Origin of the sequence: Sulfitobacter mediterraneus, from assembly GCF_003054325.1 — a bacterium.
GTDB lineage: Bacteria > Pseudomonadota > Alphaproteobacteria > Rhodobacterales > Rhodobacteraceae > Sulfitobacter > Sulfitobacter mediterraneus.
In genome coordinates this window covers 52,849-79,008 of the sequence record NZ_QBKU01000012.1, presented here as the reverse complement: position 1 = coordinate 79,008, position 26,160 = coordinate 52,849, and the positions used below count along the sequence as shown (strand labels likewise).

Sequence of the window (26,160 nt, the reverse complement as noted above, 5' to 3'; positions counted from 1 at the left end):
ATGACGGTGCCGTCACAGTCGATTGGGTGGTTCTGACCGCCGCTGTCGTTGGCCTTGCGGGAGCTGCGATCATCTCCATTCAAGGCAGCTCAGATTCTTTGGGCGAAGGCACAGGAAATTACATGTCCGGCAGAGATGCGGGCAACTTCTGATAGACGACCCAACGGGGCTGCTTTGGCGGCCCTTTTGAACATCCGGTCGGGCGCATGACATCCGATCAAACAGTGTAATGGTCCTCTTCGCACCTTGGACACACCAAAGTATCGCCACATTCATGCGCTAAAGATCAGAGCAGAGACGATTGCACCGGGATCAACCTGGCTGCGACAAACATGAGGTGAATGAAATGCGGATGGTATTTGGACTGGTCCTTTTGGTGGGCATCGCGCTTGCCGGTGGGGCTGTATATCTTGCCAAGGATCGGATCGCGCAATACCAAGTAGCGAATGCGCGCGCTCAGGAAGCCTTGGCCAAAGTTGTTCCGACAGTCACAGTATATGTGGCCCAGGACGCCCTTAAATATGGTCAGCGCCTGACCAAAGATGACGTGCGGCCCGTTGATTGGCCCGAAAACGCCATCCCCGAAGGCGCCTTTGTCGAAGAAGCCGTGCTGTTCCCAGAAAATACAGATGAATTGCGTGTGGTTCTGCGTGCCATCGAAAAGGACGAAGCCATTATGGCTGTAAAGGTCACCGAGCCGGGCGAAGACACCGGTCTGACCTCGCGCCTTGAACGCGGCAAACGCGCCTTTACGATCAAAGTGGACGTATCCAGCGGCGTGTCCGGTTTCTTGCGTCCGGGTGACCGGGTAGACGTCTATTGGACTGGCCGGGCCGACTTTGGCCGCAACGAGAGCAAAGGTGACATCACCAAACTGATCGAGGCCGGCGTCAAATTGATCGCCATTGACCAAAGCGCTGGCGGCGAAGTGAACGAGGCAACCATTGCCCGCACCGTCACCGTTGCCATCAGCCCACAACAGGTGGCCGCACTGGCCCAGGCCCAATCAACCGGCAAGCTGAGCTTGTCGCTGGTGGGCGCCGAAGACGACACGATCGCAGAGGCGATCAACGTCGACCAACGGTCTTTGCTGGGATTTGAAGCACAAGAAGCTGCGGCTGAAGTGGAAAAAGAAAAGGTTTGCACCATCCGCACCCGCCGCGGAGCCGAGGTGGTGGAACTGCCCATTCCCTGCACAAACTGAATCAAATCCGCTGGTTTACCTCATATTCAGAACAGCGCCGCATCCCTGTGCGGCGTTGTTTGCATTTGAACTATGTTGCCAATTGCCCACATGGGCAGAGACCATCAAGTCAATGATTCTTGCAATAAAACATAATCTAACGCAAAGTGACGCCAACGACGGGCGAAAAGACCCATCATTGAGGCGTGATCAAAAAGGCAGGTCACATGAAAATCGATAGATTTCTACGAGCGGCCCTTGTCGGGCTGACGATTAGCGCAATGCCATTGGCACTGTCCGCGCCCTCACCGGCGATGGCGGATACTTTGCGTGTGGTCAAAAAGGGCGTGAACACCAAGCTCAACGTTCCCATGAACCGCGCGGTGGTTGTCGAAAGCGACATCCCCTTTGCAGAGCTGAGCATCGCCAACCCGAATATTGCGGATATTTCTTCGCTGTCTGACCGGACAATTTATGTTCTGGGCAAATCGCCGGGTCTCACGACATTGACCCTGCTTGATGCAAGCGGGCAGTTGATTGCCAATGTAGACGTCCGCGTCGCCGCAGAGGTATCTGAATTCAAAGAACGTCTGCGCCAGATCCTTCCGGGCGAGAAAATCGAAGTACGCACCGCCAATGACGGCATTGTTTTGTCTGGTGTGGTGTCTTCGACCCAACGTTTGCAACGTGCCCTTGATCTTGCGGAACGTTATGCGCCGGAACGTGTTTCAAATTTAATGAGCGTTGGCGGCATTCAACAGGTGATGTTGAAAGTGCGCTTTGCCGAGATGCAGCGCAACGTGTCGAAATCGCTGGGCGCGTCCCTGTCTTTGAACGGGGCGGTCGGTGGCACTGGCATCAACGGCGGCACGGGAACAACCAATACCTCGGGCAGCGTGGCCACGGCTTTGGGCGGCAATATCCCCAACCTCAACCAAAACGCCGGTGCTGTGCTGTTCGGGTTTAACGCCGGGTCAACACAAGTTGGCATTCTGCTTGAGGCGCTTGAGCAAAAAGGCGTTGTGCGCTTTTTGGCCGAGCCGAACCTTGTTGCCCTCTCCGGGCAAGAGGCAAAGTTCCTTGCAGGTGGTGAATACCCTGTGCCAGTGGCGCAGTCAGAGAACAGAATTTCCATTGAATTCAAACCCTTCGGCGTCGAGCTTTCCTTTATCCCGCGCGTGGTCGACAAAGACCTCGTGAACCTGGAGCTTAAGGCCGCCGTATCCGCGATTGACCCGACAACCAGTTTGCAGCTGGGCAACGGTATCGAGATCGCCGCCTTTACCCGGCGCGAAACCTCCAGCACCGTTGAACTGCGCGATGGCGAAAGCTTTGCTATTGCTGGCCTGTTGAAAGATGACTTTACGGACAATGCGACACAGCTCCCATGGCTGGGTGATGTGCCGGTTTTGGGCGCCCTCTTCCGGTCTGCGGATTATCAACGCAACCAAACGGAACTGGTGATCATCGTCACCGCGCATCTGGTCACCCCGACACGCGGCGAAGCTTTGGCGCTGCCGACAGATCGGATCAGACCGCCTACCGAAAAAGACCTGTTCCTTTATGGACGCACGGCTGATGGCACCCGCACACCGAAAAAAGGTGCCGCAGGCGAAGTAGCCAAGCAAGACTTTGGCGGTTCATACGGCTATGTATTGGATTGAAACGATGAAAAGCGTGATGACCAAACGACTTAAGACAACAGGTCTGGCCGTGAGTGCCGCGGCCTTGCTTGGCTGTGCGCCAAGTTCGGATCCGGTCTATACGCAATTTTATCGTGAGGCTGGTGCGCTGGCCGACACGGGCTCTTTTGGGGATGCAAACCTCAACAATCGCTTGGTTATGACCGGGGAACGACAATACACCGTTGATTTGGCCAACAGATTTGCCGCTGAGGTCGATTCCACGGTCAATTTTGCTTTCAATTCATCAAAACTGGACGCCCAGGCACAGGCCATCCTGCGCCAGCAGGCCGGGTGGATCCGGCAATTCCCTGAAATTCGCTTTCGCGTCTATGGACACACGGATGCAGTAGGATCCAACCGCTATAACCGCACATTGGGCCTGCGCCGCGCCAATGCGGCCGTTGCCTATTTGACGTCGCAAGGCATCAGCAGGCGCAGACTTGAAGCGGTTGCATCCTTTGGCGAGACACAGCCACTGATCGTCACGCAAGGCCGCGAACGCAAGAACCGGCGCACCGTGACCGAGGTCAGCGGCTTTGTGAAACGGCACCCAACCGTGCTGGATGGCAAATACGCACAGATCATCTACCGCGACTATGTCGCCAGTGCCATACCGCCGTCCGAACTGACCGGAACCGCGCTTGGCAATGTCGCAGAGTAGCAATAGAATCAAATAGTTGGATGTAATTCAGCCTAAAAGGCCGGCACCTGTGCCGGCTTTTTTGCGTTTGATCAATCACCACTTTGACGGGTGATCGTTTCAACATACCCAACAATGGAGGTTTTTTAGCCCCAATCTCGCCCAACTTGGCTGCGATACCACTGTGTGAGAACAAATGTGTCTGCGCAAAATGCCAGACATGGGTCAGTGCAAAGACAGGCAAGCCAAATTGGTGCGCATTAACTCTTTGCCCAGCCCTTGCGAGTAAAGGAATATGGCTATGAGCAGCAGTATGCCGCAACCCGAAACAGCAGCAATCGTCGCCTGCACCGTCAGCCGCGACGTGCAGAACTTCGATCTGTTGATCGAGGATATGGAAGATGCGCTTGGTGAAAGCTGGGGGGATCTCGGATTTGCCGAGGCCCTTGCCTTCTTTAGCCAACCGGAGGCCGAAGCGATGGAGTTTATCGCACTGGCTTTGGATGAATCAGACGAGGAAAACCTCGTTCTGATGACTGAGATTATTACGCAGGCCAAAGCGCGGGACATCAAGGTGATCCTGATCGCCGAGGATGTGACCCCCGCCGCCTTGCATTCGCTGTTGCGTCAAGGCGCGGATGAATTTGTCCCCTACCCGCTTCCCGAAGGGGAATTGACCCAGGCCATTTCACGGGTGCGCGCCGGTGAGACCGCCGAAGCGGAGCCGGAACCCGCTGCACCGCAACTCAAGGCGGGCGCAAAAAAGGACGGCGCCCTGCTGGTCGTGCATGGTTTGGCGGGCGGCACGGGTGCCACCACGATGGCAGTGAACCTCGCTTGGGAACTGGCCAACGTAGACAAGAAAAACCCACCTTCAGTGTGCCTGCTGGATCTTGATCTTCAGTACGGCTCTGTTGCGACTTTCCTCGATCTGCCGCGCCGTGAGGCCGTTTATGAGATGTTGTCCGACACCGAAAACATGGACGAAGAGATCTTTGGCCAGTCGCTGGTCACATTCGAGGACCGCTTGCAGGTTTTGACAGCCCCGGCTGAAATGCTGCCGCTGGATCTGATTACATCCGAAGACGTGGACCGTATTCTTGATATGGCCCGCAACCAGTTTGACTATGTTGTGGTCGATATGCCTTCGACACTGGTGCAATGGTCGGAAACTGTTCTGTCCAATGCCCATGTTTATTTCACGATGATCGAACTTGATATGCGGTGCGCGCAGAACGCGCTGCGGTTCAAACGCGCCCTTCAGGCCGAAGAACTGCCGGTTGAAAAGCTGCGTTATGTTCTGAACCGCGCCCCCAAGTTTACCGATCTGAACGCCAAAAGCCGGGTCAAACGGATGGCAGAATCGCTGGATATTTCCATTGATTTGCAAATGCCTGATGGCGGCAAGCCGGTCACACAAGCCAACGATCACGGTTTGCCGCTGGCCAATTCCGCACCCAAAAGCCCGCTGCGCCGCGAAATCGCGAAGCTGGCGAACTCTATTCATGACCTCAAGGGAGATCAGGCGCAGGCCGCCTGACCCCTGACCGAAAGGCACTCCGATGTTTTCGAAGTACAAAAAACCATCCGCAGCCTCCGCACCGGAAAAGGCAAAGGCCACGGCCACCGTCACTCCGATCAAAGAAGCGGAAAAAGCGCCGGTGACAACCGTCACGCGCAAGGCATCCCAGCCTGCCGCGGCGGCCCCCGTTGATCGGGACGTCAAGCGCAAGCAGCGGATGAGCGACATCAAGTTGGAGCTGCATCGGTCTTTGCTCGACAACCTGAACCTGTCCGCGCTTGAACACGCGACAGAGCAGGACTTGCGTCAGGAAATCAATGCGATTTCCTCCGAGATCCTGGCTGAAAAAAGCATCGTTCTGAACCGCGAAGACCGAATGACACTGAATTCGGAACTTTTTGACGAGGTCACGGGTCTTGGCCCGCTTGAGACCCTGCTGAAGGACGAAACGGTCAACGATATTCTGGTGAACGGCCCGCAGCAGATCTTTGTGGAACGCGCCGGTAAACTGGAACTGACGGACATCACATTCAAGGATGAACGCCACCTGTTGCGGATCATCGACAAAATCGTATCCGCCGTTGGTCGCCGTGTGGACGAAAGCAACCCGTATGTGGATGCGCGTTTGCAAGATGGCTCGCGTTTCAACGCCATGGTGCCACCTGTGGCCGTTGACGGCAGCCTTGTCTCCATTCGTAAGTTCAAAAAGGACAAGCTGGGCATTGATGACCTGGTGAACTTTGGTGCCTTCACCGAAGAGATGGCCGCCTATTTGCAGGCCGCCGTTGCGACACGTCTGAACATCATCGTGTCTGGCGGTACAGGCTCCGGTAAAACGACAACCCTGAACGCGCTGTCGTCCTTTATCGACAACGCCGAACGCATCCTGACGATTGAGGATACGGCGGAACTTCAGCTGCAACAGACTCACGTTGGCCGGATGGAAAGCCGCCCGCCAAACGTTGAGGGCAAAGGCGAAGTGTCCCCGCGCGATTGTTTGAAGAACGCCCTGCGTATGCGTCCGGACCGGATCATCGTGGGTGAGACCCGCGGCGAAGAGGTTATCGATATGTTGCAGGCCATGAACACCGGCCACGACGGATCAATGACCACGATCCACGCCAACTCCGCCCGTGATGGCGTGTCTCGTTTGGAGAACATGATCGCGATGGCCGGTATCGAAATGCCTCTTAAGGCGGTCCGCAGTCAGATTTCTTCGGCTGTGAACCTGATTGTACAGGCCTCGCGTCTGCAAGATGGCTCGCGCCGCATGACCTCCATCACCGAGATTACCGGGATGGAAGGCGATGTGATCTCGATGCAGGAAATCTTCCGCTATCAGCGGGTTGGCCTGACACCGGACAACAAGATTATCGGTCATTTCACAGCCACAGGCGTGCGCAGCAACTTTGCCGAACGTTTCCGCATGTGGGGTTATGATCTGCCGTCTTCTATCTACGAACCTGTCGCAGCTCAGTAAGGATTGTTGTCATGAGTGCCGAACCAATTATCTATGGCCTGATCTTCATCGGCGTGCTGGTGCTGGTCGAAGGCATTTATCTGGTGGCTTTTGGTAAATCCATCAGTCTCAACAGCCGCGTCAACCGCCGGCTGGAGATGCTTGAAAAAGGATCGCGCCGCGAAGAGGTGCTGGACCAGCTGCGCAAAGAGATGCAGCAGCATATGGATAGCAAGACCATTCCGCTCTATTCGCTGCTGTCGGAAAAGGCGCAAAAGGCGGCAATTGCCTTTACGCCCAAACAGCTGATCATGCTGATGGGCGGCGTTGCCGTTCTTGCCTTTCTCGGGCTGACCATCGGTACCGAAACGGAACCACCTGTGCGTGCGTTGATCTCTGTTGGCATTGGCATTGGTGCGATTTATTTCTGGGTCTCTTCCAAGGCGGGCAAACGCATGGGCATGATCGAGGAACAATTGCCTGATGCGATTGAACTCATGGTGCGATCCTTGCGGGTGGGCCATCCGTTCTCCAACGCAATCTCCATCGTATCCAAAGAAATCCAGGATCCGCTGGCCTCTGAATTTGGCGTGATCGCAGACGAAAGCGCCTATGGCCGTGACGTGGGCGAGGCGCTCAAGGACATGGCGGAACGTTTGGATATGCAGGATTTGCGCTTCCTTGCTGTGGCCGTGACCATTCAGCAGCAATCGGGTGGTAACCTCGCCGAGATCCTTGCGGGTCTGGCCAAGGTCATCCGCGCCCGTTTCCGTCTGTTCCGCCGCGTCAAGGCGATCACGGCGGAGGCAAAATGGTCTGGCAAATTCCTGTCTGCCTTCCCGATTGTGGCGCTGATCGTGATCAACGTGAGCGACCCTCACTATTATGACGATGTGAAGGATCACGCGATGTTCATTCCCGCATGTTTCCTTGTTGGCATCTTCCTTGCGGTCAATCTGTTCGTGATGCGCGTGCTGACCGACATCAAAGTTTAAGGAACCAGTGAGATGGAATTTCTTCAAGAGATAGATGCGCAGCTGGGCGGACTAGGCCTTGTGATCGGCGCCGGTGTGATCGGGTTCCTGATGATCCTGACCATGGTGGTATTGATCCTGCGCCAGCCCGAAGATCCGCTGAACAAACTCAAGCGGGCCTCAGCCAGCCCTGCCGGTCAGGACAAGGGCAAACGCCTGCGTCAGTCCGAGGGCAATGAGCAACTGCAGAAGTTTGCCAAGTTTCTTGAGCCCGAGGACGTGGCCGAGCTGAGCGCCAAACAATTGATGTTGCGTCAGGCGGGATACCAGTCACGCGATGCGGTGCGGATGTTCTATTTCGCACAGATGGCGTTGGGTCTCATCGGTCTGGTGGGCGGCGTTGTCTACATCAACTTTCTGGGTGGCGGCGAAGGACTGAGCACGCAAAAGACCATGATGTGGACCATCGGCCCCGGCGCGATCGGTTATTATCTGCCAAAGTATTGGGTCACACGCCGGGTCGAGGCCCGCAAAGAGGAAATCACCCGTGGTTTTCCAGATGCGCTTGATATGATGCTGGTCTGTGTTGAGGCCGGTCAATCCTTGGATCAATGTATCGTTCGTGTGGCCAAGGAATTGCGGGCTTCCTATCAGGCCTTGTCCGAAGAGTTTGAAGTCGTCGCCTATGAGATGAAGGCCGGTAAGGACAAGATCACCGTTCTCAATGACATGGGCGAACGCTGCGGCGTGCAGGACGTTTCATCTTTCGTGACAGTTCTGGTGCAATCTGCCGCTTTTGGTACGTCCATCGCAGACGCTTTGCGGGTTTATGCAGGTGAGATGCGGGATAAACGTGTGATGCGCGCCGAAGAGGCCGCAAACAAGTTGCCAACAAAGATGACCCTTGCCACAATGATTCTGACGGTGCCGCCGTTGTTGATCATTCTGGTTGGTCCTTCGGTCCATGGCATCACTGAATTGGGCAAGATGAGCGGACCTGGACAATAATGATAAAAGCATTTCGGCGCGGATCACTTCGCGCCCTGCTTCTCACAACGTCATTCGGATTGGCCGCCTGTTCTACGGGCGGCTTTTCTGCGCAAGGCGAAAGCCCGTTTGCCCCCGGTGTAAACCAACACGCTGACGCCGTGGATGGGATCGAAGTGGGCCACCGCTTGATCGCTGCGGGGCAATATGAGCTGGCAATCAAATCATTCAATCGCGCAGCTTTGGAACAGGGGGTTGATAGTGAAATCCTTTCTGGCCTTGGCACGGCGAACCTTGGCTTGGGCCGGTTGGGACAGGCCGAACAATTGTTGCGCCGCGCGGTCAAACGCACGGATGCCCTGCCAGAAGCATGGAATAATCTCGGCGTTGTCCTGATGGAACGGGGCAAAACCGTCGAGGCGGAACAGATTTTCCGAAAGGCCTATGCGCTGGACAATGGCGAAAGTGACGCAATCCGCGACAATCTGCGCTTAGCACTCGCAAAATCCGAAAATTCTGGTATATCTGAGCTTGACGACAATAATTATAAGTTGGTGCGTCGGGGCGGAGGGGACTACTTGATCAGTTCTTCGCTGTGACGATGCCAAACGTCTGAATTGAGCAGTAAAAGGACGCACAAAATGCGCCACCCTATCGTTTTGGCCGCCTGCCTTGCAGGCGTCACCGCTGTTGCAGGCTGCGGTGAAAAAGACGCAAACGCCACCGTTGAACGGGCCTTCAAGGACGTGAACGTTGTCGATGAAAGCAATCTTTCCGATGTGATGCTGACCGTCGCGGACCCGAATGAGGCCGTGAACTACTTTGCCCGCTCCATCAAAGAAGATCCCAGCCGCATTGATCATCAGCGCGGGCTGGCCTCGTCCTTGATCCGGGCCAAGCGCGTCACCGAAGGCGTGATTGCCTGGGAAAAGGTCACCAAGATGGAGGGCGCTACCTCTGAGGACAGCGTGAACCTCGCCGATGCTTTGATCCGTGCCGGAAACTGGACCAAAGCCGAAAAGGTGTTGGACGACGTGCCGCCAACCCATGAGACTTTCAAGCGCTATCGGCTTGAGGCCTTGGTGGCAGACAGCCAGAAAGAATGGAAAAAAGCCGACAGCTTTTATGAAATTGCTGTGGGCCTGACGACGACCCCCGCGTCCGTCATGAACAACTGGGGTTATTCCAAGCTGACCCGCGGCGAATACGCCAAGGCAGAACGACTGTTTTCAGACGCGATCCGTCAGGACGACACGCTGTTCACCGCCAAGAACAACCTCGTGATTGCCCGTTCCGCGCAGCGCGACTACACCCTGCCCGTCATTCCGATGGACCAGACAGAACGTGCGCAATTGCTGCATACGATGGCCCTTTCGGCGATCAAACGGGGCGATGTCGAGATTGGCAAGAACCTGCTGCGTGAGGCGATCGATACACATCCACAGCACTTTGAGGCGGCTGTTCGGTCCCTGCGTGCCCTAGAAAACGGCTAAGCGGATGGCCATCGTCGCCGCTCATGCCTTGTGGTTTCTACCGTTTGTTCTGCCGATCTGCCTTTATGTGGCATTTACGGATATGGCTGAAATGCGCATCACCAACCCTTCCGTGCTGCTTTTGGCGCTTATCTTTATTGTGCTTGGCTTTTTCCTGATGCCTTTTGACGCCTACCTTTGGCGGCTCGCGGCCTTGGTGATCGTTCTGGTGGTTGGCATTGTGTTAAACGCCGCAGGCGCCTTGGGGGCCGGTGACGCAAAATTTGCGGCCGCCGCAGCGCCTTACATTGCTCTTGGTGATCTCGGCATGTTGACGATGATCTTTATGGCCACATTGTTGGCCGCCGCCGTGACCCATCGCGGCGCTATGTATACCCCCCTGCGTCATCTGGCCCCACATTGGGAAAGCTGGACACAGGGCAAGAAATTCCCGATGGGCCTCGCGCTTGGCCCGGCATTGGCCATCTATCTCATTCTCGGGGCCATCTACGGTGCCTGATAAACGCCATATTCAGGCCTTAGCCTGCAAGATGAGAAAAACCGGTCTGATCACGCAAGGAACCATGTCATGAACATGCAATCCACCAATGTTATGGCCCCTCCTCCGCCCAAGCGGATTGAGGAAATGCTGCTGCCCACCACGATGATGCGGGATATCCTGCTCAAGACCATATTCCGCAAGAATATCGACATGGTCAGTGATCTGGCACAGGCGGTTTGTCTGCCGATTCCGGTGACGCAGGAATTGATTGATATGGGCCGTGACCAACGCCTGATTGAGGCAACAGGCACATTGAACGCCAACAACGGCAATGAAATGGGCTATCAGCTTACCGATGCGGGCAAGGCGCGAGCGCTGGATGCATTGGCGCAGTCCGAATATTTTGGCCCGATGCCGGTGCCGCTTGATGTTTACCGTGAACAGGTCAAACGCCAATCGGTGCGCAATCTGCAAATCACCCGCGAACAATTGACCGGCGCGATGGGGCATCTTGTCCTGCCCGACAGCTTGCTTGGCCACCTTGGGCCTGCGGTTTCTGCCGGTCGCTCGATCTTGATGTATGGCCCTCCGGGCAACGGCAAATCCTCTATTTCCAATGGGATACGGGATGCATTGGGGGACAAGGTGTATGTTCCCTATGCCATTGAATATGCCGGACAGGTGATCACGGTCTATGACCCTATCGTGCATTCCCAAGCCGAAGCGGACGTGCAAGATCCGACATCCCTGCGCCGGGTGACCCGGTTTGACACGCGCTATGTCTGCTGTGAACGGCCCACGGTGATCACGGGCGGTGAACTTTCGCTCGATATGCTGGATCTGGTTTACAACCCCACCGCGCGGACCTATCAGGCGCCGCTGCAGCTGAAATCGACGGGGGGCATCTTCATCGTGGATGACCTTGGCCGCCAGAAAGAGCCACCGCAAAGTATCGTCAACCGGTGGATTGTTCCGCTGGAGGAAAGCAAAGACATCTTGGCGCTGCAATCGGGTGAAAAATTCGAAGTGCCATTTGATACGTTGGTGATCTTCTCCACCAACTTCCACCCGAATGAAATCTTTGACCAAGCGGCCCTGCGCCGGATCTTCTTCAAGATCAAGATTGACGGGCCGAACCAGCAAAACTTTCTCAAGATTTTTGCGATGGTCGCCAAGAAGCGCGGTATGCCGTTGGACGAGGCGACATTGGTGCAATTGCTCAAAGTCAAATACCCGACCATCGACAATGTCTATGCCAATTATCAGCCGATTTTTCTGATCGACCAGATGATTTCGATCTGCGAATTTGAGGGCATCCCCTATCAGATGTCCCCTGACCTGATTGATCGCGCATGGGCCAATATGTTCGTCAAGGACGAGCATATCGTCAAATGATCACCGTTGCGGGCTGCGGCCGGGCCTATGTATGCGGTACGAGGGGTGCCGCTGTTGGTTTTGATCCGTACCGGATAGATCATGCGGATGCGACAGGAAAACAGCCCGATCTATAGCTGATGACGCCCCGGATTGGGCTGTTAGGAATGTGCCAGTGAAATTTGCACCCTTGTGCCGATCTCGCTGGTCCACCTTGCCAGCGGTGCTATCTTACCCGGCATGAACGCCCTGCCCCCCAAGTTTGACCAATGGTTTGCCAGCAAAGGCTGGTCGATCCATCCGCATCAGCAACAGATGCTGGACCGCGCTGATGCGCCCGCGTTGCTGCTGATTGCGCCCACGGGGGGCGGGAAAACTCTCTCTGGTTTTTTGCCGACGCTGGTGGATCTGGCCGACGGGAACCATCAGGGGATGCATACGCTTTATATCTCGCCGCTCAAGGCCTTAGCCGCTGACATCAAACGGAACTTGACCACCCCGGTCACGGAAATGGGACTGCCGATCACCATTGATGAGCGTACCGGCGACACCACCGCGACCCGCCGCAAACGGCAAAGGGCCGATCCGCCGCATATCTTTCTGACCACGCCAGAAAGCCTTGCCCTATTGGTCAGCTATGAAGATGCGCCGCGCATGTTTAAGGGGTTGAAACGGGTGGTCATCGACGAAATTCACGCCCTCGCCGAAAGCAAACGTGGCGATCAGATGATGCTGGCGCTGGCGCGGCTGCAGACGATCTGCCCTGATCTGAAACGGGTGGGTTTGTCAGCCACGGTCGAAGATCCGCAAGCGATTGCACATTTCATGGCGCGGCATCCCGATCCATGTGAGATTTTGCAGGCCGATCCCGGCCCTGCGCCGGACATCCGAATGCTTAGCACCGAAGAGGCGCCGCCGTGGTCGGGCGGCGGCGCGGCCTATGCCATCCCTGCGGTGCTTGAGGAGATCAAGAAGCATCAAACCACTTTGATCTTTCATAACACCCGTGCGCAGGCAGAGATTTTCTTTCACAACCTGTGGCTTGCCAATGAAGACAGCCTGCCCATCGGCATTCATCACGGATCTCTGGACCGCGAACAACGCGCCCGTGTCGAGGCGGCGATGGTGCGCGGGGATTTGCGGGCGATTGTTTGTACGGGCAGTCTGGATCTGGGGATCGACTGGGGCGATGTGGATCTTGTGATCCAGATCGGTGCGCCCAAAAACGTCAAACGTCTGGTGCAGCGGATTGGCCGCGCCAATCACCGCTATAATGCGCCGTCCAAGGCGCTGCTGGTGCCTGCAAACCGGTTTGAGGTGGTGGAATGTGTGGCTGCATTGGATGCGGTGCTGGCCGGTGATCTGGACGGTGATCCGCGCGGCCCCGGCCCACGTGATGTTCTGTGCCAGCATATCCTGATCGCGGCCTGTGCCGGCCCTTTTGATGCCGATGATCTGTTCGCCGAAATGACCAGCGCGGGTGCCTATGCCGCCCTGTTCCGCGCAGAATTTGACGCCTGCCTCGAATTTTGTGCCACGGGCGGCTATGCGCTTCAGGCTTACGACCGTTGGCAGAGGCTGTTGCAGCGGCCCGACGGACAATGGCAGTTGCGCGATCCCCGCGCAGCGCAGCGCATCCGCATGAACATCGGCACCATACAGGACACCGACACGCTCAAGGTTCGGATGCGGCGCAATCGCGGTGGCAAACCTTTGGGTGAAATCGAAGAAGGGTTCGCCGCCACTCTGACACCCGGCGATACCTTTTTGATCGGCGGGCAGATCGTCAAATACGAGGGCCTGCGCGAGATGACTGTTGAGGTCAGCCGTGACGCCGCTAAAAAACCCAAGATCGCCACCTTTATGGGCACGAAATTCGCCACCTCCACCCAGCTTTCTGCGCGGGTGCAGCAGATGTTCACCCAAGACAGTTGGCCCGAACTTCCGCGCCATACGGCCGAGTGGTTGACCCTGCAACGCGAAGTCAGCCAGCTGCCGCAGCCGGGGCGTTTGCTGATCGAAAGCTTCCCCCATGACGGGCGCGAACAGACTGTGATTTACGGCTTTGCGGGCCGTAACGGGATGCAGACGCTCGGGCTGCTCCTAACCAAACGGATGGAGGAATTGGGCCTGCATCCAATGGGCTTTGTCGCCACGGATTATGCCACGTTGATCTGGGGGCTGGATGCCCTGGATGACCCGGCGCCGCTGTTTGATCTGGGCGCATTGCAGGATGGGCTTGAGACATGGCTGGCAGGGAACGCGGTGATGAAACGCACCTTTCGTGCCTCGGCGACCATTGCGGGCTTGATCGAACGCAACACGCCTTCGGCCCGCAAATCGGGGCGGCAAGCGACGTTTTCTTCCGATATCCTGTATGACACGTTGCTACGCTATGATCCTGATCATCTGATGATGCAGATCACCCGCGAGGAGGCATTGCGCGGCTTGGTTGATTTTGGCCGCATCGAAGAGATGATTGCCCGTGTCGATGGCCGGATTGATCACAAACGGCTGTCGCGGGTGACCCCGCTTGCCGCGCCGTTGTTCCTTGAGATGGGGCGCGTGCCGGTCAAAGGCGCAGCAGAGGAACGCTTGCTGGCCGAAGAGGCGACCCGATTGATGGAAACCTCTGGCCTTGCGCAGATCACACCGCCGCCTTCGGACAAACCGCGTTGGCGGGCGGGCTTTTGAGCCGCCTCGCAGCGCCGGTCATTTTGCCCCGCTTTCATTGACGATCCAGTCCTGAACCCGCGAGGTGATCGACCCCTTGCGCGGCGCGGCGTGGTTGATCTTGATGAAATATCCCCGACCAGAGGTCACAACATGCGGCAGCACCTCGACCAGCTCGCCACTGGCGATATGATCGTCGATCAGGCTGTGCCAACCCAGCGCGATCCCCTGCCCCGACACGGCGGCGCGAATAATCATCTCATAGGTGTTGAACGTTGCCCCCTTTTGCAAAACCCCGCTGCGCCCGCCTGCGTGAGACAACCATTCCAGCCAGTCGAACCAAGGCGCTGCGGTGCTCCCCGACCCCAGATGCAACAGTTTGGATTGATGATCCCACAGATCATTGGCACTCGTCAGGGGGCCTGCCGTTTCCAAAAACTGCGGGCTTGAAACCGCTGAGACGGCCTCGGGGAACAACAAATGGGCTTCGGGACCGACATCGGGTTTGGCGGCCATGAAAATCGAGATGTCAGGCTGAACCTCGCTTTCCTGTAGGGGGTCTTGCGAGGCCAGAACCCTTAGATCAATTTCCCCCAAATGTTCGCGCAACATCGGCAGGCGCGGCAACAACCAGAAAGACGCAAAAGCATAGTCAACGGCGATCAAAACACGATTGGGCGCGGTGCGGCGGCGGCGCTGGTCAAATTGATGGGCAACAGTATCGAGCGGTTCTGCCGCCATCTGAAACAGCGCCGCACCACTGCCTGTCAGTTCGATCCCGGTTGAGCGGCGAAAGAACAATTTGGTCTGCAAAGTGTCTTCGAGGTTCTTGATGCGTTTGCTCAAACTGGGTTGCGACACGCCCAGTTCTTTGGCCGCGCGGGTGATACTGCCGTTGCGGCAAACCACAACAAAGGCACAGAGATCGGCCACGCTCCACAACAGATGGCGATAGCTATTGGTTATGGCGGCCATTCAATTCTCTCACTTCAACGGCAAAAAACCATACTCTACACATTTCCCTCATAGGAAAAAGCTTTGCCATTCATATCAGCGTCGGTCGCAGATCATGCACAGGCAAGGCGGCACAGGGGGGAATAACCAAGATGCAACCACCATTAACCGATCTGCCGATCAAGACGGCGGACAAGGGATTTTATTCAGGCTTCAACGTCGATGTCACAGTGACATCAAAACTGGTCGTTGGCGCACTGGTCATTTGGGCCGTCGCCTTTCCTGAACAGGCCGGTTCGGTCCTCTCGGGGTTCAACACCTTTATTCTGGCCAACTTTGGCCTTTGGTACATCTATGTAATGGCCTCATTTGTTCTGGTTTGTCTCGTGCTGGCCCTGTGGCCCGCAGCCGGACGGCTCAAGCTTGGCCTGCCTGACGATGTACCGGAATTTTCAAACTTCTCGTGGTTCTCGATGATGTTTGGCGCGGGCATCGGGGTCGGCATGTTGACCTGGGCCGTGGCCGAACCGATTTACCATTTCCGCAACAACCCCGAGGTTATTCAGGGCGCGGTTGAGGGCGGCACGGCAGAGAATTTCATCAATGCCTACCAATGGTCATACCTGCACTGGGGCTTCTCGGCTTGGGCCTCTTATGCCATCGCGGGCCTGTCTTTGGCCTATTTCGCCTATCGTCGCGGTTTGCCGTTGACCATCCGGTCATCGCTGACACCGCTGTTCGGCAAGGCCCTGTCGGGTCCGCTGGGCACCGTGATTGATATCGTCGCGGTGATTGCGACAATCCTTGGGGTTGCGCAGACGCTGGGCTTTGGCGTGGAACAATTTGTCGCCGGGATGAGCCGGATCGGCATTGGTGAATGGCTGATGAACGACGAAGGCACAGCGTCCTCGCTGGGCATCATCGTTGCGATTGTAATCATCATGGGCGCATCGACCCTGTCGGCGCTGTCTGGCGTGGGCAAAGGCATCAAGTGGCTGTCGAATATCAACATGGGACTATCGATCTTCCTGCTTGGGTTCTTGATGCTGTTTGGCTCCACCTGGTTTGGCGTTCAGGCGTTGTTCGTGGGCATGTGGGAATACATCATCAACCTGCCGTCAATGATGTTTACCGTCTATTCCGGTGACGGCACCGGCGGCGTGGCAGACAAGCTTGAAGGCTGGCAGGGCGCATGGTCCGTGTTCTATTGGGCATGGTGGGTGGCGTTTGCACCCTTTGTTGGCCTGTTTCTTGCACGGATCTCGCGGGGGCGGACCATTCGTGAGTTTGTTCTGGGCGCGTTGATTGTGCCTGCGATCATGTGTTTTGTCTGGTTCTCCTTTGCGGGCGGCACGGCGATCGACATGGAGTTGAACGGATCTGCCGGTGGCGCGATCTTTGGGGCCAGCGACGGCGACAAGATCTTTGCCATGACCGGCCTGATGCTGGGTGAGGTTCTCGGTTGGGGCATGGCGGTGATCATCGTCGTTCTGCTGATGACCTATCTTGTCACCTCTGCGGACTCGGCTGTGTTGATCGTCAACACCATCAATGCTGCGGGCGACGAAGGGCCAAAGGCGCGTCCGCACATCCTGTTCTGGGGTGCGGCTCTTGGGGCTGTGGTGGCTGCGCTGTTGCTGGTGGGCGGTTTGACCGCGATCCAGACGGCGATGGTGATCGGGGCACTTCCGTTCTCGCTGGTGATGGTGTTGATGTGGATCGCGCTGATCAAGGCGATCTACAACGATGGCCGGCGCGAAGCGGCGGGCGTGACCACCACCTTTGATCCGGACACATCCGAAAGCCAGTAATAACACGTCGAGCAGTTGCGCGGCCCGCCGACCTTTGGTCTGGCGGGCCGTTGCGTTTTTGAAAGGCGGCTCACCACGGCCCTTGCCAAAGCCGCAGATTTCCAACATGAAAATAGGATGAACGGATTTGATTTCACTTTGGCAGGCGCGCAATTGATGGCGCTTGGCTCCGGTGCGCTGTGGTGGGCCGAACAAAGCCTGCTTTGTGTCAGTGATCTGCATCTGGGCAAGTCCGAACGGATCGCGCGGCGTGGCGGTGCGGCCCTGCCCCCCTATGACACCCGCGATACGCTGACCCGGCTGGCGGCGGATCTGACCCTAACCAACGCCCGCAGCGTGGTGTGTCTTGGTGATAGTTTCGATGATCTGGGCGCGGCTCTGGCCCTGCCCGAAGAAGAACGCCTCTGGATCACTCGCCTGCAAGCGGGGCGGCGTTGGGTCTGGATTGAGGGCAACCACGACCCCGGCCCGGTGAACCTTGGCGGCAGTCATCTGTTTGAACTGCCCATCGCGCCGCTGACCTTTCGGCACATTGCCCTGCCTGGCGCCAGCGGCGAAGTGTCGGGGCATTACCACCCCAAGGCCAGTGTCAGCCTGCGCGGGCGCAGTATCACGCGGCCTGCGTTTCTTTTTGACAGTGACCGTCTGATCCTGCCCGCCTATGGCACCTACACCGGCGGTTTGCGCAGCCGTGCCGAACCTTTGGCCGATCTAATGCGCCCCGAGGCGCAGGCGATCATGACCGGCAAAAACCCCATTGCCATCCCCATGCCGCGATAGGACGATGCATGACCCCCGAAGAGATTGACCGCATCCACAGCAGCTTTGGCGCGCAAAGCATGATGGAGACGCTTGGCGCGACGCTGGAGGATGTCACGCGAGGCAGCGTCACGATCACCGCACCCATCCTGCCCGGCGCGATGCAGCAACAGGGCTTTGGCCACGCGGGGCTGACCTTTTCCATTGGCGATTCCGCTGCTGGCTATGCGGCCCTGACCACCCTGCCGCTGGACAGTGAAGTGGTGACCGCCGAGATCAAGATCAACCTGCTGGCGCCTGCCATGGGGGATCGGTTGATCGCAGTGGGCAAGGTTGTGAAACCCGGCAAACGCCTATGCGTGGTCACATCCGAAGTGTTTGCCGAAACGGATGGCACCCGCAAATTGATTGCGATTTTGCAAGGCACCATGGTGCCGGTTGCCGGTTAGGGTCTAAGGGCAGACCCCCTAGAGCAATCCCGCCGCTTTGGCCGCCGGGCGATTGCTGCGGCTTACGGGCACTTCGCTGCCGTCGGACATCACAAGCAAATCCCGTCCGTTGCTGCGCCGTTGGCCCGTAACCGCTTCCAGCGCAATCCAATGGGACCGGTGCACAACCAGCCCCTGCGCCTTTTCCAGCTCCGCTGCCGCATCGCTGAACCGCATGAGGATCAGGCTTTCGCCTTTGGTTGTCACCACATTCAGGTAGTGATCCTGCGCCTCAATCCGGACCAGCGGACCGCGCTGTGCATATGGAATGCGCTCCAGAAAACGTGCTGTGCCGTCCGGCTCATTCTCAGGGCCTGCGGCGGCGGGGTAGGCTTGATGGATCATCCAGATGAACCCGGTGATCAGCAGGACAACAATGACGATCAGCCCCAGCAGGTAAAAGAAAAAGCTCCACCCCAGATCAATGTCAAACACCCAGCGGTTCAACATCACGATGAACCCGCTTAGCCCAAGGGCAAAAACACCCCAAAGCACGCCGCGCTGCCATGGCGCTTTGCCTTTTGCCAAATCGGGCAGAAAGCTGCCCCAGACCGAAACGCCGACCACCAGCGCCCAATAGGCAAAACGGCCCGGCAGGGACAGGTAATCGATCGTGCCAAACGGCCCCGATAGGGCGCAGACCACCGTCACCAAAACCCAGATCGCCGCAGCCAGAACCAATCCGCGCCGTTCACGAAGCGCCAGATGCAATTGGCCCGGTTTTGTCGTCATTCGCGTGTCCCTCATGTCAGCCGCGCAAGGGGTGTCGCGGCCTTTGGCTGGTTTCTGTCACAACCCTCCCCAGTTGATCAATGGAGCCTGACATGACCCTTGCACCGCTGCTGCGTGCCGACCCGATAGTCCAGATCCACGCCATTGCCGCAATGCTGGCCTTGGGGATAGCCGTTTTGATGTTTACCCTGCCCCGCGGCACGCCGCTGCACAAGCGGATGGGGCGCGTTTGGGTGGCATCCATGGCGGTGACTGCGCTCAGCAGTTTTGGCATTTGGGGGTTTCGGCTGATTGGCCCGTTCAGCCCAATTCACCTGCTGTCGGCCTATGTGCTTTATGGCCTTGTTGGCGCGGTGCGGGCGGCGCGGTTGGGCCGGATCGCCGAACATCAGGCGATTATGAAAAGCATCGTCTTTTGGGGGTTGATCGTGGCCGGGGCGTTTACCTTTATCCCCGGCCGGATCATGTTTTCTGTGGTGGGCGGCGGTTAGGCCGTCAGGCCTTCGGGCTCTTCCAGACCGTTGGCACGGCAGCAGGCCGTGACCGTATTGGCCAGCAAACAAGCAATCGTCATTGGACCAACGCCGCCCGGAACTGGCGTGATGGCCCCGGCGCGCGCGGCGCAGCTTTCGAAATGCACATCGCCGACCAGCTTGGTCTTGCCTTCGCCCTTTTCCGGCGCATCCAGACGGTTGATGCCCACGTCGATCACGGTTGCGCCTTCTTTGATCCAGTCGCCCGGCACCATTTCGGGGCGGCCCACGGCGGCCACAACGATATCGGCCCGGCGTACCACATCGGCCAGATCTTTGGTGCGGCTATGAGCGATGGTCACGGTGCAGCTGTCGTTCAGCAACAGCTGCGCCATCGGCTTGCCCACGATGTTGGAGCGGCCAATGACAACGGCGTCCATACCCGAGATCGACCCATGGTGATCGCGCAGCATCATCAAACAGCCCAGCGGCGTGCAAGGCACCATGGATTTTTGACCGGTGCCCAGCAGGCCCACGTTGGAAATGTGAAAGCCGTCCACGTCTTTGGCGGGCGAGATCGAGTTGATCACCAGATCTTCGTCCAGATGGCCGGGCAGTGGCAATTGCACCAGAATGCCGTGGATTTCTGGATCGTTGTTCAGATCGTCAATCAGCTTGAGCAGATCCGCTTCGGAAGTGCCTGCATCCAGCTTGTGCTCAACTGATTTCATGCCAACTTCGACGGTCTGTTTACCCTTGGACCGGACATAGACCTGGCTTGCGGGGTCTTCGCCCACCAGCACCACGGCCAGGCCGGGCGTGATGTCGTGATCGGCTTTCAGGCGCTGCACATGCCCAGCGACCTTTTCGCGCACGGTGGCTGCAAAGGCTTTTCCGTCAATGATCTGAGCTGTCATCAGGCTCTCCCTTTAAAAATCTGTCCGGGCATAGGCGTCCCGGTAGTGGTTCATTTGCATTTCTGTGGCGTGGACCGCGTTGGACATCAGCGTCGCAACCGTCACGGGGCCAACCCCGCCCGGCACCGGTGTGATCCAGCCCGCGACATCCTTGCAGCTTTCGTAGTCGGCATCGCCAACGGTCTTTCCATCGACCCGGTTGATGCCAATGTCAATGACAACGCATCCCGGTTTGAGCATCTCGCCCGTCACCAGCCCCGGCTTGCCCACCGCTACAAAAACCGCATCGGCGGCGCGGCTGTGCATCGCAACGGATCGGGTCATGTGGTGGCAAACAGTGACAGTCGCGCCAAGCCCCATCAGCAGAAATGCGATGGGTTTGCCAACGATCTCGGAGTGGCCAATCACCGCGACGTTCAGGCCCTCGATATCCAGCGGAAGGGTTTTGAGGATCTCAACCGCGGCCACAGCCGTACAGGGGCCAAGCGCCAGATCGTTGTAGACAATATTGCCGATAGACGCGGGGTGCATGCCTTCGACATCCTTGAGCGGATGTACAAGCTTTTGCAGGGTTTTGACCGGGATGTGGTCCGGCAAGGGGCGCTGAATGATGATCCCGTTCACACGTGGGTCGGCATTGAGGCCCTGAATGATACCGGTGAGCTGCTCCAGCGAGGTTTCGGCGTCATAGTTGCGCGCTTCAAAGTCCACACCGGCACTTTGCGCCGATTTTTGCTGGTTGCGCACATATAGTTCGGCAGCGGCGACATCGCCCACAGAGAGGGACACCAGTTTGGGTTGCCAGCCTTTGTCCGCCAATTCGCCAGCACGCGCCGCGACGCCCTTGCGCATAGTCGCTGCAATGGCTTTGCCGTCGATGATCGTTGCACTCATGTAAATTGGTCCTTTGCTGGCGCGACAATACGGCCAAGCAGGGTGGAATGGATAAGGGGGGCAAATTGCCCCCCTTGGTGTTGTTTAGAACAGGCCTTCAACCTCGCCTGCATCGTTCAATCCGATGCTTTCGGCGGATGGCACGCGGGGCAGGCCCGGCATGGTCATAATCTCACCGCAGATCGCAACGACAAAACCGGCACCGGCGCTCAGGCGCACTTCACGCACTGGGATGTCGAACCCTGTGGGCGCACCACGTTCGTTCGGGTCAGTGGTAAAGCTGTACTGCGTTTTCGCCATGCAAACCGGCAGGTTGCCATAGCCTTGATCTTCCCATTCTTTCAGCTGGTTCAGGATCTTCTGATCCATCTGAGCGCTGTCGGCACGGTAGATCTTGGTCGCAATCGTGTTGATCTTGTCCGCCAAGCCCATGTCATCAGGATAGATCGGGGCAAAGTTGCTTTCGTTGGCTTCGATGGTCTCGACAACTTTGGTCGCCAGATCGGCAGAGCCTTCGGAGCCCAGTTCCCAGTGGCGGGACAGAACCGCTTCGGAACCTTGGGAGGCCACGTAGTCCTTCACCGCCTGCACTTCGGCGTCGGTGTCGGTGACAAAGTGGTTGATCGCAACGACCACTGGCACGCCAAAAGATTTCATGTTCTCGATGTGACGGCCAAGGTTGGCGCAGCCGTTCTTGACCGCATCTACGTTTTCGCCGCCCAGATCGGCCTTGGCAACGCCGCCGTTCATTTTCATCGCACGCACGGTGGCGACGACGACGACAGCAGAGGGCGCGAGGCCCGCTTTGCGGCATTTGATGTTCAGGAACTTTTCAGCGCCCAGATCGGCACCAAAGCCGGCCTCGGTCACAACATAGTCCGCCAGTTTCAGCGCTGTGGTTGTCGCGATGACGGAGTTACAGCCGTGCGCGATGTTCGCAAACGGGCCGCCGTGGACAAAGGCAGGATTGTTTTCCAGCGTCTGTACGATGTTGGGCTGCATTGCATCCTTAAGCAGGACAGTCATCGCGCCGTGCGCCTTGATGTCACGTGCAAAGACAGGGGTTTTGTCACGGCGATAGGCCACGATCATGTCGCCCAGACGGGTTTGCAGATCTTCGAGGTTCTTCGCCAGGCACAGGATCGCCATAACTTCGGAGGCCACCGTGATGTCAAAGCCCGCCTCACGGGGGAAGCCATTGGCCACACCGCCCAAAGAGGTGGTGATCTGGCGCAGGGCGCGGTCGTTCATGTCCACGACGCGGCGCCACACGACGCGGCGGGTGTCGATCTCAAGCGAGTTGCCCCAGTAGATGTGGTTGTCGATCATCGCCGACAGCAAGGAGTGCGCGGAAGTGATCGCGTGGAAGTCACCTGTGAAGTGCAGGTTCATTTCTTCCATTGGAACGATTTGCGCATAACCGCCACCTGCGGCGCCGCCCTTCATGCCGAAGTTTGGCCCAAGCGATGCTTCACGGATACAAACGGCGGCGTTTTTGCCGATACGGTTCAGACCATCGCCCAGACCGACGGTTGTTGTGGTCTTGCCTTCGCCCGCTGGTGTCGGGTTGATCGCGGTGACAAGGATCAGCTTGCCATCTTTGCGGTCCTGAACGGAGTTGATGAATTGCTGGCTGACTTTGGCTTTGTCGTGGCCGTAAGGCAGCAGATCATCAGAGGAGATGCCCAGCTTCGCGCCGATTTCCTGAATCGGGCGTTTGGACGCTTCTCGTGCAATTTGAATGTCGGTCTTGAAAGCCATTTAGGAATCCCCTTTTGCCAAACTGGCGTTTTCTTTGCCCTGTCTTACAGGGATGCAGGCGGTGTCGGAGGTCGCATTTCCGACATATCCGCCTCTCGTTGCGGCGATGAGCCGATCAGGCGTTTCTTTTTGGAAACGCCCGGCGCTTATTGATGGGCCCAGGCCCGTTGTCCGGGGATGTGCAAACGCAAAGTGTCCCCAACCGATATTTGCCCTTCCCGTTCGATCCACGCACAGACGCCGCGGCGGCCCCGTGCGGCAGGCAGGAACCCCTTGCCGTGGCCGGGATGGTCCGTCTCAATCTCGCGGGCGGGATAGTTGCAGGGGCCGTTCTGCATATCCACCACAATGGTCGCGCCATTCTCGGCCTGAAGCCGGGAGTTGGGTGGCAGGTGGGTGAAATCATCAATACCCTCAACCACAAGTGACGCGCCCAGATGGACCGGATTGATCGCCTCAAGGCCGATCTCTTTGGCGATGATATCCAGCTCTTCGGCGGACAGGATCGACAACTGCCGCACATTGCGGATCTCGGTGCCTTTGGGATGCTGCGAGGTGACCCGCACACAGGACGCGCGGGTGAGGCCCGCGTGATAATCGCCCGCAATACCGGCATAGCTGGCAAAGGCGGTTTCAATGGATTGAGACCGGATGTTGGGTCGGTCTTGGGGCACACTGCCCATCCAGGTGATGCGGGCGTAATGATCTGTTGGTATCAATTCTGGCATTTTGTTCCTCAAATCTTTGAACCGTCCCTGCGTGTGGCGGCAAACTGCCGCAGGGTCACTTCATGCGGCGCACCTTGGCCAAAGCCCCGCAAAAAGAAAAGGCCCCGCCGAAGCGGGGCCTATGAATTCTTGTTTCAGAATGATCGCGGTTCGTGATCACCCAAACACTTAGACGGAGGGTTCAGGCTCCATCCCGCCGGAGGGCGGTGATTTCTTGCCTTTGCCCTTGGCCTTGGGAATGGCTGTGACGCTTGGCGCGCTGCCTTCGTCTGAATTGTTGTCATCATCGGGATCTTCGGCGGGCGGCTGTCCGGCCATCACGCGTTTGATCTCTTCGCCGGTCAGGGTTTCATATTCCAACAAGCCTTGCGCCAGACGCTCAAACTCTTCGTTGTTTTCGCTGATCAACTTGTAGGCCAGGTCGTAACCTTCATCGATGATCCGCTTCACTTCGCTTTCGATCAGCTCCTTTGTCGCCGCCGAAACGGAGAACCCGCCCGCGCCGCCATTGGCCTGATATCCAGCCGCAGCTTCTTGATAGTCGATGTTGCCAACCTTGTCGGACATGCCGTAGCGCATAACCATCGCACGGGCCAGCTGGCTGGCCTGCATGATGTCGCCGACAGGGCCCGATGACACGGATTCAGCGCCATATTTAAAGATTTCAGCCGCTTTGCCCGCCATGGTCATGGCAATTCGCTCTTCGGCTTCGTCCTTGAACATCTGCAGCTTGTCCATCTCCGGCAGGCTCATCACCATGCCCAAGGCGCCGCCGCGCGGGATGATTGTCGCCTTATAGACCGGATCACATTTCGGCAGTTTGATGCCCACAATGGCGTGACCTGCTTCGTGATATGCGGTTTTCTCTTTCTGATCCTGCGTCAAAACCATCGAACGGCGTTCAGCACCCATCATGATTTTGTCTTTGGCAGATTCAAAATCCATCATCGCCACGAACCGGCGCCCCAGTCGCGCTGCGGTCAGCGCCGCCTCGTTCACCAGATTGGCCAGATCGGCACCGGAAAAGCCCGGTGTGCCGCGGGCAATGATGCGCAGATCCACATCAGGGCCAAGCGGCGTTTTGCGCGCATGCACGCCAAGGATCTTTTCGCGGCCCTTGATATCGGGATTGCCGACTGTGACCTGACGGTCAAAACGGCCCGGACGCAGCAAGGCAGGGTCCAGAACATCCTTACGGTTGGTCGCGGCGATGATGATCACACCTTCGTTCGATTCAAAACCGTCCATCTCGACCAGCAATTGGTTCAATGTCTGTTCTCGTTCGTCGTTGCCGCCGCCGTAACCGGCACCACGGTGACGACCCACCGCGTCAATCTCGTCGATAAACACGATGCAAGGCGCGTTCTTTTTGGCCTGTTCAAACATGTCGCGAACACGCGACGCGCCAACACCGACAAACATCTCAACAAAATCGGAACCGGAGATGGTGAAGAACGGCACACCCGCCTCACCCGCGATGGCGCGGGCCAGAAGTGTTTTACCAGTACCGGGAGGGCCCTCAAGCAGAGCACCCTTGGGGATCTTGCCGCCGAGCCGCGAGAATTTCTGCGGGTTGCGCAGGAATTCGACAATTTCTTCAAGCTCTTCCTTGGCTTCATCAATGCCTGCAACGTCATCAAATGTGACGCGGCCATGCTTTTCCGTCAGCATCTTGGCCTTGGATTTGCCAAAGCCCATGGCCCCGCCTTTACCGCCGCCCTGCATCCGGTTCATGAAATAGATCCACACACCAATCAGCAGCACAATCGGCAGCAGCGACATCAGGAACGTCTGGAAACCAGATTGTTCCTGAGGCGTGGCTTTGACCGGCACTTCATTGTCAATCAAAAGCGTTGTGATTTCAGCATCTTCCGGTTTGATCGCGATGTATTCGGCACCATCCGCTTTGCGGAAGCGCACCTGCTCGCCATCCAGCGTCACCTGACGCACCTCACCGTTTTGAACGGAACTTACAAACTCTGAATAAGTGATCTCATTGCTTTGCAGATTTCCGCTGGAACCGCTGAACAGATTGAACAGCGCCAAAACCAGCAAAAGCAAAACAACCCAGAAGGCGAGATTACGCACGTTGCCCAAGGACATTCTCCCAATTTCTTCGGGTTGCGCGGATGCGCGAACCCCTAGGTCACACCGAAATGGCGCGGCCACCAT

The 26,160-nt window shown here is 57.4% G+C and carries 23 protein-coding genes; 16 read left to right on the top strand and 7 right to left on the bottom strand.

The features are described from left to right. The first annotated feature begins 346 nt into the window (after positions 1-346). The 12 genes from cpaB to C8N31_RS17220 all read left to right on the top strand — a co-directional run bounded on the left by cpaB (position 347) and on the right by C8N31_RS17220 (position 14,492). On the top strand, positions 347-1,204 hold the full coding sequence (cpaB, locus tag C8N31_RS17275; protein WP_025046438.1) for a Flp pilus assembly protein CpaB: 858 nt from the start codon (positions 347-349) through the stop codon (positions 1,202-1,204). Between the two features lie 206 nt (positions 1,205-1,410). Further along, positions 1,411-2,847 carry a type II and III secretion system protein family protein gene (locus C8N31_RS17270; protein WP_025046439.1) on the top strand — a complete coding sequence of 479 codons (1,437 nt, stop codon included), beginning with the start codon at positions 1,411-1,413 and terminating at the stop codon, positions 2,845-2,847. Further along, positions 2,834-3,529, top strand: a complete 696-nt coding sequence (locus tag C8N31_RS17265; protein ID WP_025046440.1) for an OmpA family protein — start codon at positions 2,834-2,836, stop codon at positions 3,527-3,529. The genes C8N31_RS17270 and C8N31_RS17265 overlap by 14 nt, the downstream gene beginning before the upstream one ends. Positions 3,530-3,809: 280 nt before the next feature. Beyond that, positions 3,810-5,048, top strand: coding sequence for a CpaE/TadZ family protein (locus C8N31_RS17260; RefSeq protein ID WP_025046441.1), 1,239 nt, complete (start codon positions 3,810-3,812; stop codon positions 5,046-5,048). Between the two features lie 22 nt (positions 5,049-5,070). Further along, a complete protein-coding gene (locus C8N31_RS17255; protein WP_025046442.1) occupies positions 5,071-6,510 on the top strand; it encodes a TadA family conjugal transfer-associated ATPase in 1,440 nt (479 codons plus the stop codon). 11 nt (positions 6,511-6,521) lie between these two features. Further along, positions 6,522-7,484 (top strand): type II secretion system F family protein, encoded by a 963-nt coding sequence (locus C8N31_RS17250; RefSeq protein ID WP_025046443.1) that lies wholly within the window; start codon positions 6,522-6,524, stop codon positions 7,482-7,484. Positions 7,485-7,496: 12 nt separating this feature from the next. Next, positions 7,497-8,471 carry a type II secretion system F family protein gene (locus C8N31_RS17245; RefSeq protein WP_025046444.1) on the top strand — a complete coding sequence of 325 codons (975 nt, stop codon included), beginning with the start codon at positions 7,497-7,499 and terminating at the stop codon, positions 8,469-8,471. After that, a complete protein-coding gene (locus tag C8N31_RS17240; protein ID WP_025046445.1) occupies positions 8,471-9,049 on the top strand; it encodes a tetratricopeptide repeat protein in 579 nt (192 codons plus the stop codon). The genes C8N31_RS17245 and C8N31_RS17240 overlap by 1 nt, the downstream gene beginning before the upstream one ends. A 42-nt stretch (positions 9,050-9,091) precedes the next feature. Next, the gene (locus C8N31_RS17235; RefSeq protein WP_025046446.1) at positions 9,092-9,943 is read left to right on the top strand and encodes a tetratricopeptide repeat protein; all 852 of its coding nucleotides are present in this window, start codon (positions 9,092-9,094) and stop codon (positions 9,941-9,943) included. A 4-nt stretch (positions 9,944-9,947) separates the two neighbouring features. After that, positions 9,948-10,442, top strand: coding sequence for a prepilin peptidase (locus C8N31_RS17230; RefSeq protein ID WP_025046447.1), 495 nt, complete (start codon positions 9,948-9,950; stop codon positions 10,440-10,442). A gap of 69 nt (positions 10,443-10,511) precedes the next feature. Beyond that, positions 10,512-11,819, top strand: a complete 1,308-nt coding sequence (locus tag C8N31_RS17225) for an ATPase (protein ID WP_025046448.1) — start codon at positions 10,512-10,514, stop codon at positions 11,817-11,819. Positions 11,820-12,038: 219 nt separating this feature from the next. Continuing rightward, positions 12,039-14,492 carry a ligase-associated DNA damage response DEXH box helicase gene (locus C8N31_RS17220; RefSeq protein ID WP_025046449.1) on the top strand — a complete coding sequence of 818 codons (2,454 nt, stop codon included), beginning with the start codon at positions 12,039-12,041 and terminating at the stop codon, positions 14,490-14,492. A gap of 18 nt (positions 14,493-14,510) precedes the next feature. Here the strand turns inward: C8N31_RS17220 and C8N31_RS17215 are convergent, their stop codons facing one another. Continuing rightward, positions 14,511-15,446: a LysR family transcriptional regulator gene (locus tag C8N31_RS17215; protein WP_025046450.1), complete on the bottom strand. Its 936-nt coding sequence runs from the start codon at positions 15,444-15,446 to the stop codon at positions 14,511-14,513. 131 nt (positions 15,447-15,577) lie between these two features. Here C8N31_RS17215 and C8N31_RS17210 point away from each other — a divergent pair, with 131 nt between their 5' ends. From C8N31_RS17210 to C8N31_RS17200, 3 genes are all read left to right on the top strand, one after another. Continuing rightward, positions 15,578-17,236 (top strand): BCCT family transporter, encoded by a 1,659-nt coding sequence (locus C8N31_RS17210; RefSeq protein WP_025046451.1) that lies wholly within the window; start codon positions 15,578-15,580, stop codon positions 17,234-17,236. A gap of 117 nt (positions 17,237-17,353) precedes the next feature. Beyond that, entirely contained in the window at positions 17,354-18,016 is a 663-nt protein-coding gene (gene pdeM / locus C8N31_RS17205) for a ligase-associated DNA damage response endonuclease PdeM (RefSeq protein WP_025046452.1), read from the top strand. Between the two features lie 8 nt (positions 18,017-18,024). Beyond that, positions 18,025-18,444: a PaaI family thioesterase gene (locus C8N31_RS17200; RefSeq protein ID WP_025046453.1), complete on the top strand. Its 420-nt coding sequence runs from the start codon at positions 18,025-18,027 to the stop codon at positions 18,442-18,444. Positions 18,445-18,462: 18 nt separating this feature from the next. On the opposite strand, the gene C8N31_RS17195 is transcribed toward C8N31_RS17200, so the two are convergent. Then, entirely contained in the window at positions 18,463-19,215 is a 753-nt protein-coding gene (locus tag C8N31_RS17195; protein WP_025046454.1) for a LytTR family DNA-binding domain-containing protein, read from the bottom strand. 92 nt (positions 19,216-19,307) lie between these two features. Here C8N31_RS17195 and C8N31_RS17190 point away from each other — a divergent pair, with 92 nt between their 5' ends. Further along, a complete protein-coding gene (locus tag C8N31_RS17190; RefSeq protein WP_025046455.1) occupies positions 19,308-19,706 on the top strand; it encodes a DUF2306 domain-containing protein in 399 nt (132 codons plus the stop codon). Here the strand turns inward: C8N31_RS17190 and folD are convergent. The 5 genes from folD to ftsH form a co-directional block, all read right to left on the bottom strand. Continuing rightward, the gene (gene folD / locus C8N31_RS17185) at positions 19,703-20,605 is read right to left on the bottom strand and encodes a bifunctional methylenetetrahydrofolate dehydrogenase/methenyltetrahydrofolate cyclohydrolase FolD (RefSeq protein ID WP_025046456.1); all 903 of its coding nucleotides are present in this window, start codon (positions 20,603-20,605) and stop codon (positions 19,703-19,705) included. The genes C8N31_RS17190 and folD overlap by 4 nt on opposite strands. 12 nt (positions 20,606-20,617) lie before the next feature. Further along, complete coding sequence (locus C8N31_RS17180) at positions 20,618-21,499, bottom strand: bifunctional 5,10-methylenetetrahydrofolate dehydrogenase/5,10-methenyltetrahydrofolate cyclohydrolase (protein WP_025046457.1); 882 nt, start codon at positions 21,497-21,499, stop codon at positions 20,618-20,620. A gap of 84 nt (positions 21,500-21,583) precedes the next feature. Beyond that, complete coding sequence (locus tag C8N31_RS17175; RefSeq protein WP_025046458.1) at positions 21,584-23,260, bottom strand: formate--tetrahydrofolate ligase; 1,677 nt, start codon at positions 23,258-23,260, stop codon at positions 21,584-21,586. A 146-nt stretch (positions 23,261-23,406) separates the two neighbouring features. Then, positions 23,407-23,988, bottom strand: a complete 582-nt coding sequence (locus C8N31_RS17170; RefSeq protein ID WP_025046459.1) for an MOSC domain-containing protein — start codon at positions 23,986-23,988, stop codon at positions 23,407-23,409. A 168-nt stretch (positions 23,989-24,156) separates the two neighbouring features. Beyond that, complete coding sequence (gene ftsH, locus C8N31_RS17165) at positions 24,157-26,085, bottom strand: ATP-dependent zinc metalloprotease FtsH (protein WP_025046460.1); 1,929 nt, start codon at positions 26,083-26,085, stop codon at positions 24,157-24,159. Positions 26,086-26,160: the final 75 nt, after the last annotated feature.

Bases quoted from the DNA above. Each gene is read 5' to 3' on its own strand.
- C8N31_RS17215 (WP_025046450.1), bottom strand. From the start codon at position 15,446: ATGGCCGCCATAACCAATAGCTATCGCCATCTGTTGTGGAGCGTGGCC.
- cpaB (WP_025046438.1), top strand. From the start codon at position 347: ATGCGGATGGTATTTGGACTGGTCCTTTTGGTGGGCATCGCGCTTGCC.
- C8N31_RS17270 (WP_025046439.1), top strand. From the start codon at position 1,411: ATGAAAATCGATAGATTTCTACGAGCGGCCCTTGTCGGGCTGACGATT.
- C8N31_RS17180 (WP_025046457.1), bottom strand. From the start codon at position 21,499: ATGAGTGCAACGATCATCGACGGCAAAGCCATTGCAGCGACTATGCGC.
- pdeM (WP_025046452.1), top strand. From the start codon at position 17,354: ATGAACGGATTTGATTTCACTTTGGCAGGCGCGCAATTGATGGCGCTT.
- C8N31_RS17200 (WP_025046453.1), top strand. From the start codon at position 18,025: ATGACCCCCGAAGAGATTGACCGCATCCACAGCAGCTTTGGCGCGCAA.
- C8N31_RS17265 (WP_025046440.1), top strand. From the start codon at position 2,834: ATGTATTGGATTGAAACGATGAAAAGCGTGATGACCAAACGACTTAAG.
- C8N31_RS17245 (WP_025046444.1), top strand. From the start codon at position 7,497: ATGGAATTTCTTCAAGAGATAGATGCGCAGCTGGGCGGACTAGGCCTT.
- C8N31_RS17250 (WP_025046443.1), top strand. From the start codon at position 6,522: ATGAGTGCCGAACCAATTATCTATGGCCTGATCTTCATCGGCGTGCTG.
- C8N31_RS17195 (WP_025046454.1), bottom strand. From the start codon at position 19,215: ATGACGACAAAACCGGGCCAATTGCATCTGGCGCTTCGTGAACGGCGC.
- C8N31_RS17260 (WP_025046441.1), top strand. From the start codon at position 3,810: ATGAGCAGCAGTATGCCGCAACCCGAAACAGCAGCAATCGTCGCCTGC.
- folD (WP_025046456.1), bottom strand. From the start codon at position 20,605: ATGACAGCTCAGATCATTGACGGAAAAGCCTTTGCAGCCACCGTGCGC.
- C8N31_RS17190 (WP_025046455.1), top strand. From the start codon at position 19,308: ATGACCCTTGCACCGCTGCTGCGTGCCGACCCGATAGTCCAGATCCAC.
- C8N31_RS17175 (WP_025046458.1), bottom strand. From the start codon at position 23,260: ATGGCTTTCAAGACCGACATTCAAATTGCACGAGAAGCGTCCAAACGC.
- C8N31_RS17235 (WP_025046446.1), top strand. From the start codon at position 9,092: ATGCGCCACCCTATCGTTTTGGCCGCCTGCCTTGCAGGCGTCACCGCT.
- C8N31_RS17220 (WP_025046449.1), top strand. From the start codon at position 12,039: ATGAACGCCCTGCCCCCCAAGTTTGACCAATGGTTTGCCAGCAAAGGC.
- C8N31_RS17240 (WP_025046445.1), top strand. From the start codon at position 8,471: ATGATAAAAGCATTTCGGCGCGGATCACTTCGCGCCCTGCTTCTCACA.
- C8N31_RS17230 (WP_025046447.1), top strand. From the start codon at position 9,948: ATGGCCATCGTCGCCGCTCATGCCTTGTGGTTTCTACCGTTTGTTCTG.
- C8N31_RS17170 (WP_025046459.1), bottom strand. From the start codon at position 23,988: ATGCCAGAATTGATACCAACAGATCATTACGCCCGCATCACCTGGATG.
- C8N31_RS17255 (WP_025046442.1), top strand. From the start codon at position 5,071: ATGTTTTCGAAGTACAAAAAACCATCCGCAGCCTCCGCACCGGAAAAG.
- C8N31_RS17225 (WP_025046448.1), top strand. From the start codon at position 10,512: ATGAACATGCAATCCACCAATGTTATGGCCCCTCCTCCGCCCAAGCGG.
- C8N31_RS17210 (WP_025046451.1), top strand. From the start codon at position 15,578: ATGCAACCACCATTAACCGATCTGCCGATCAAGACGGCGGACAAGGGA.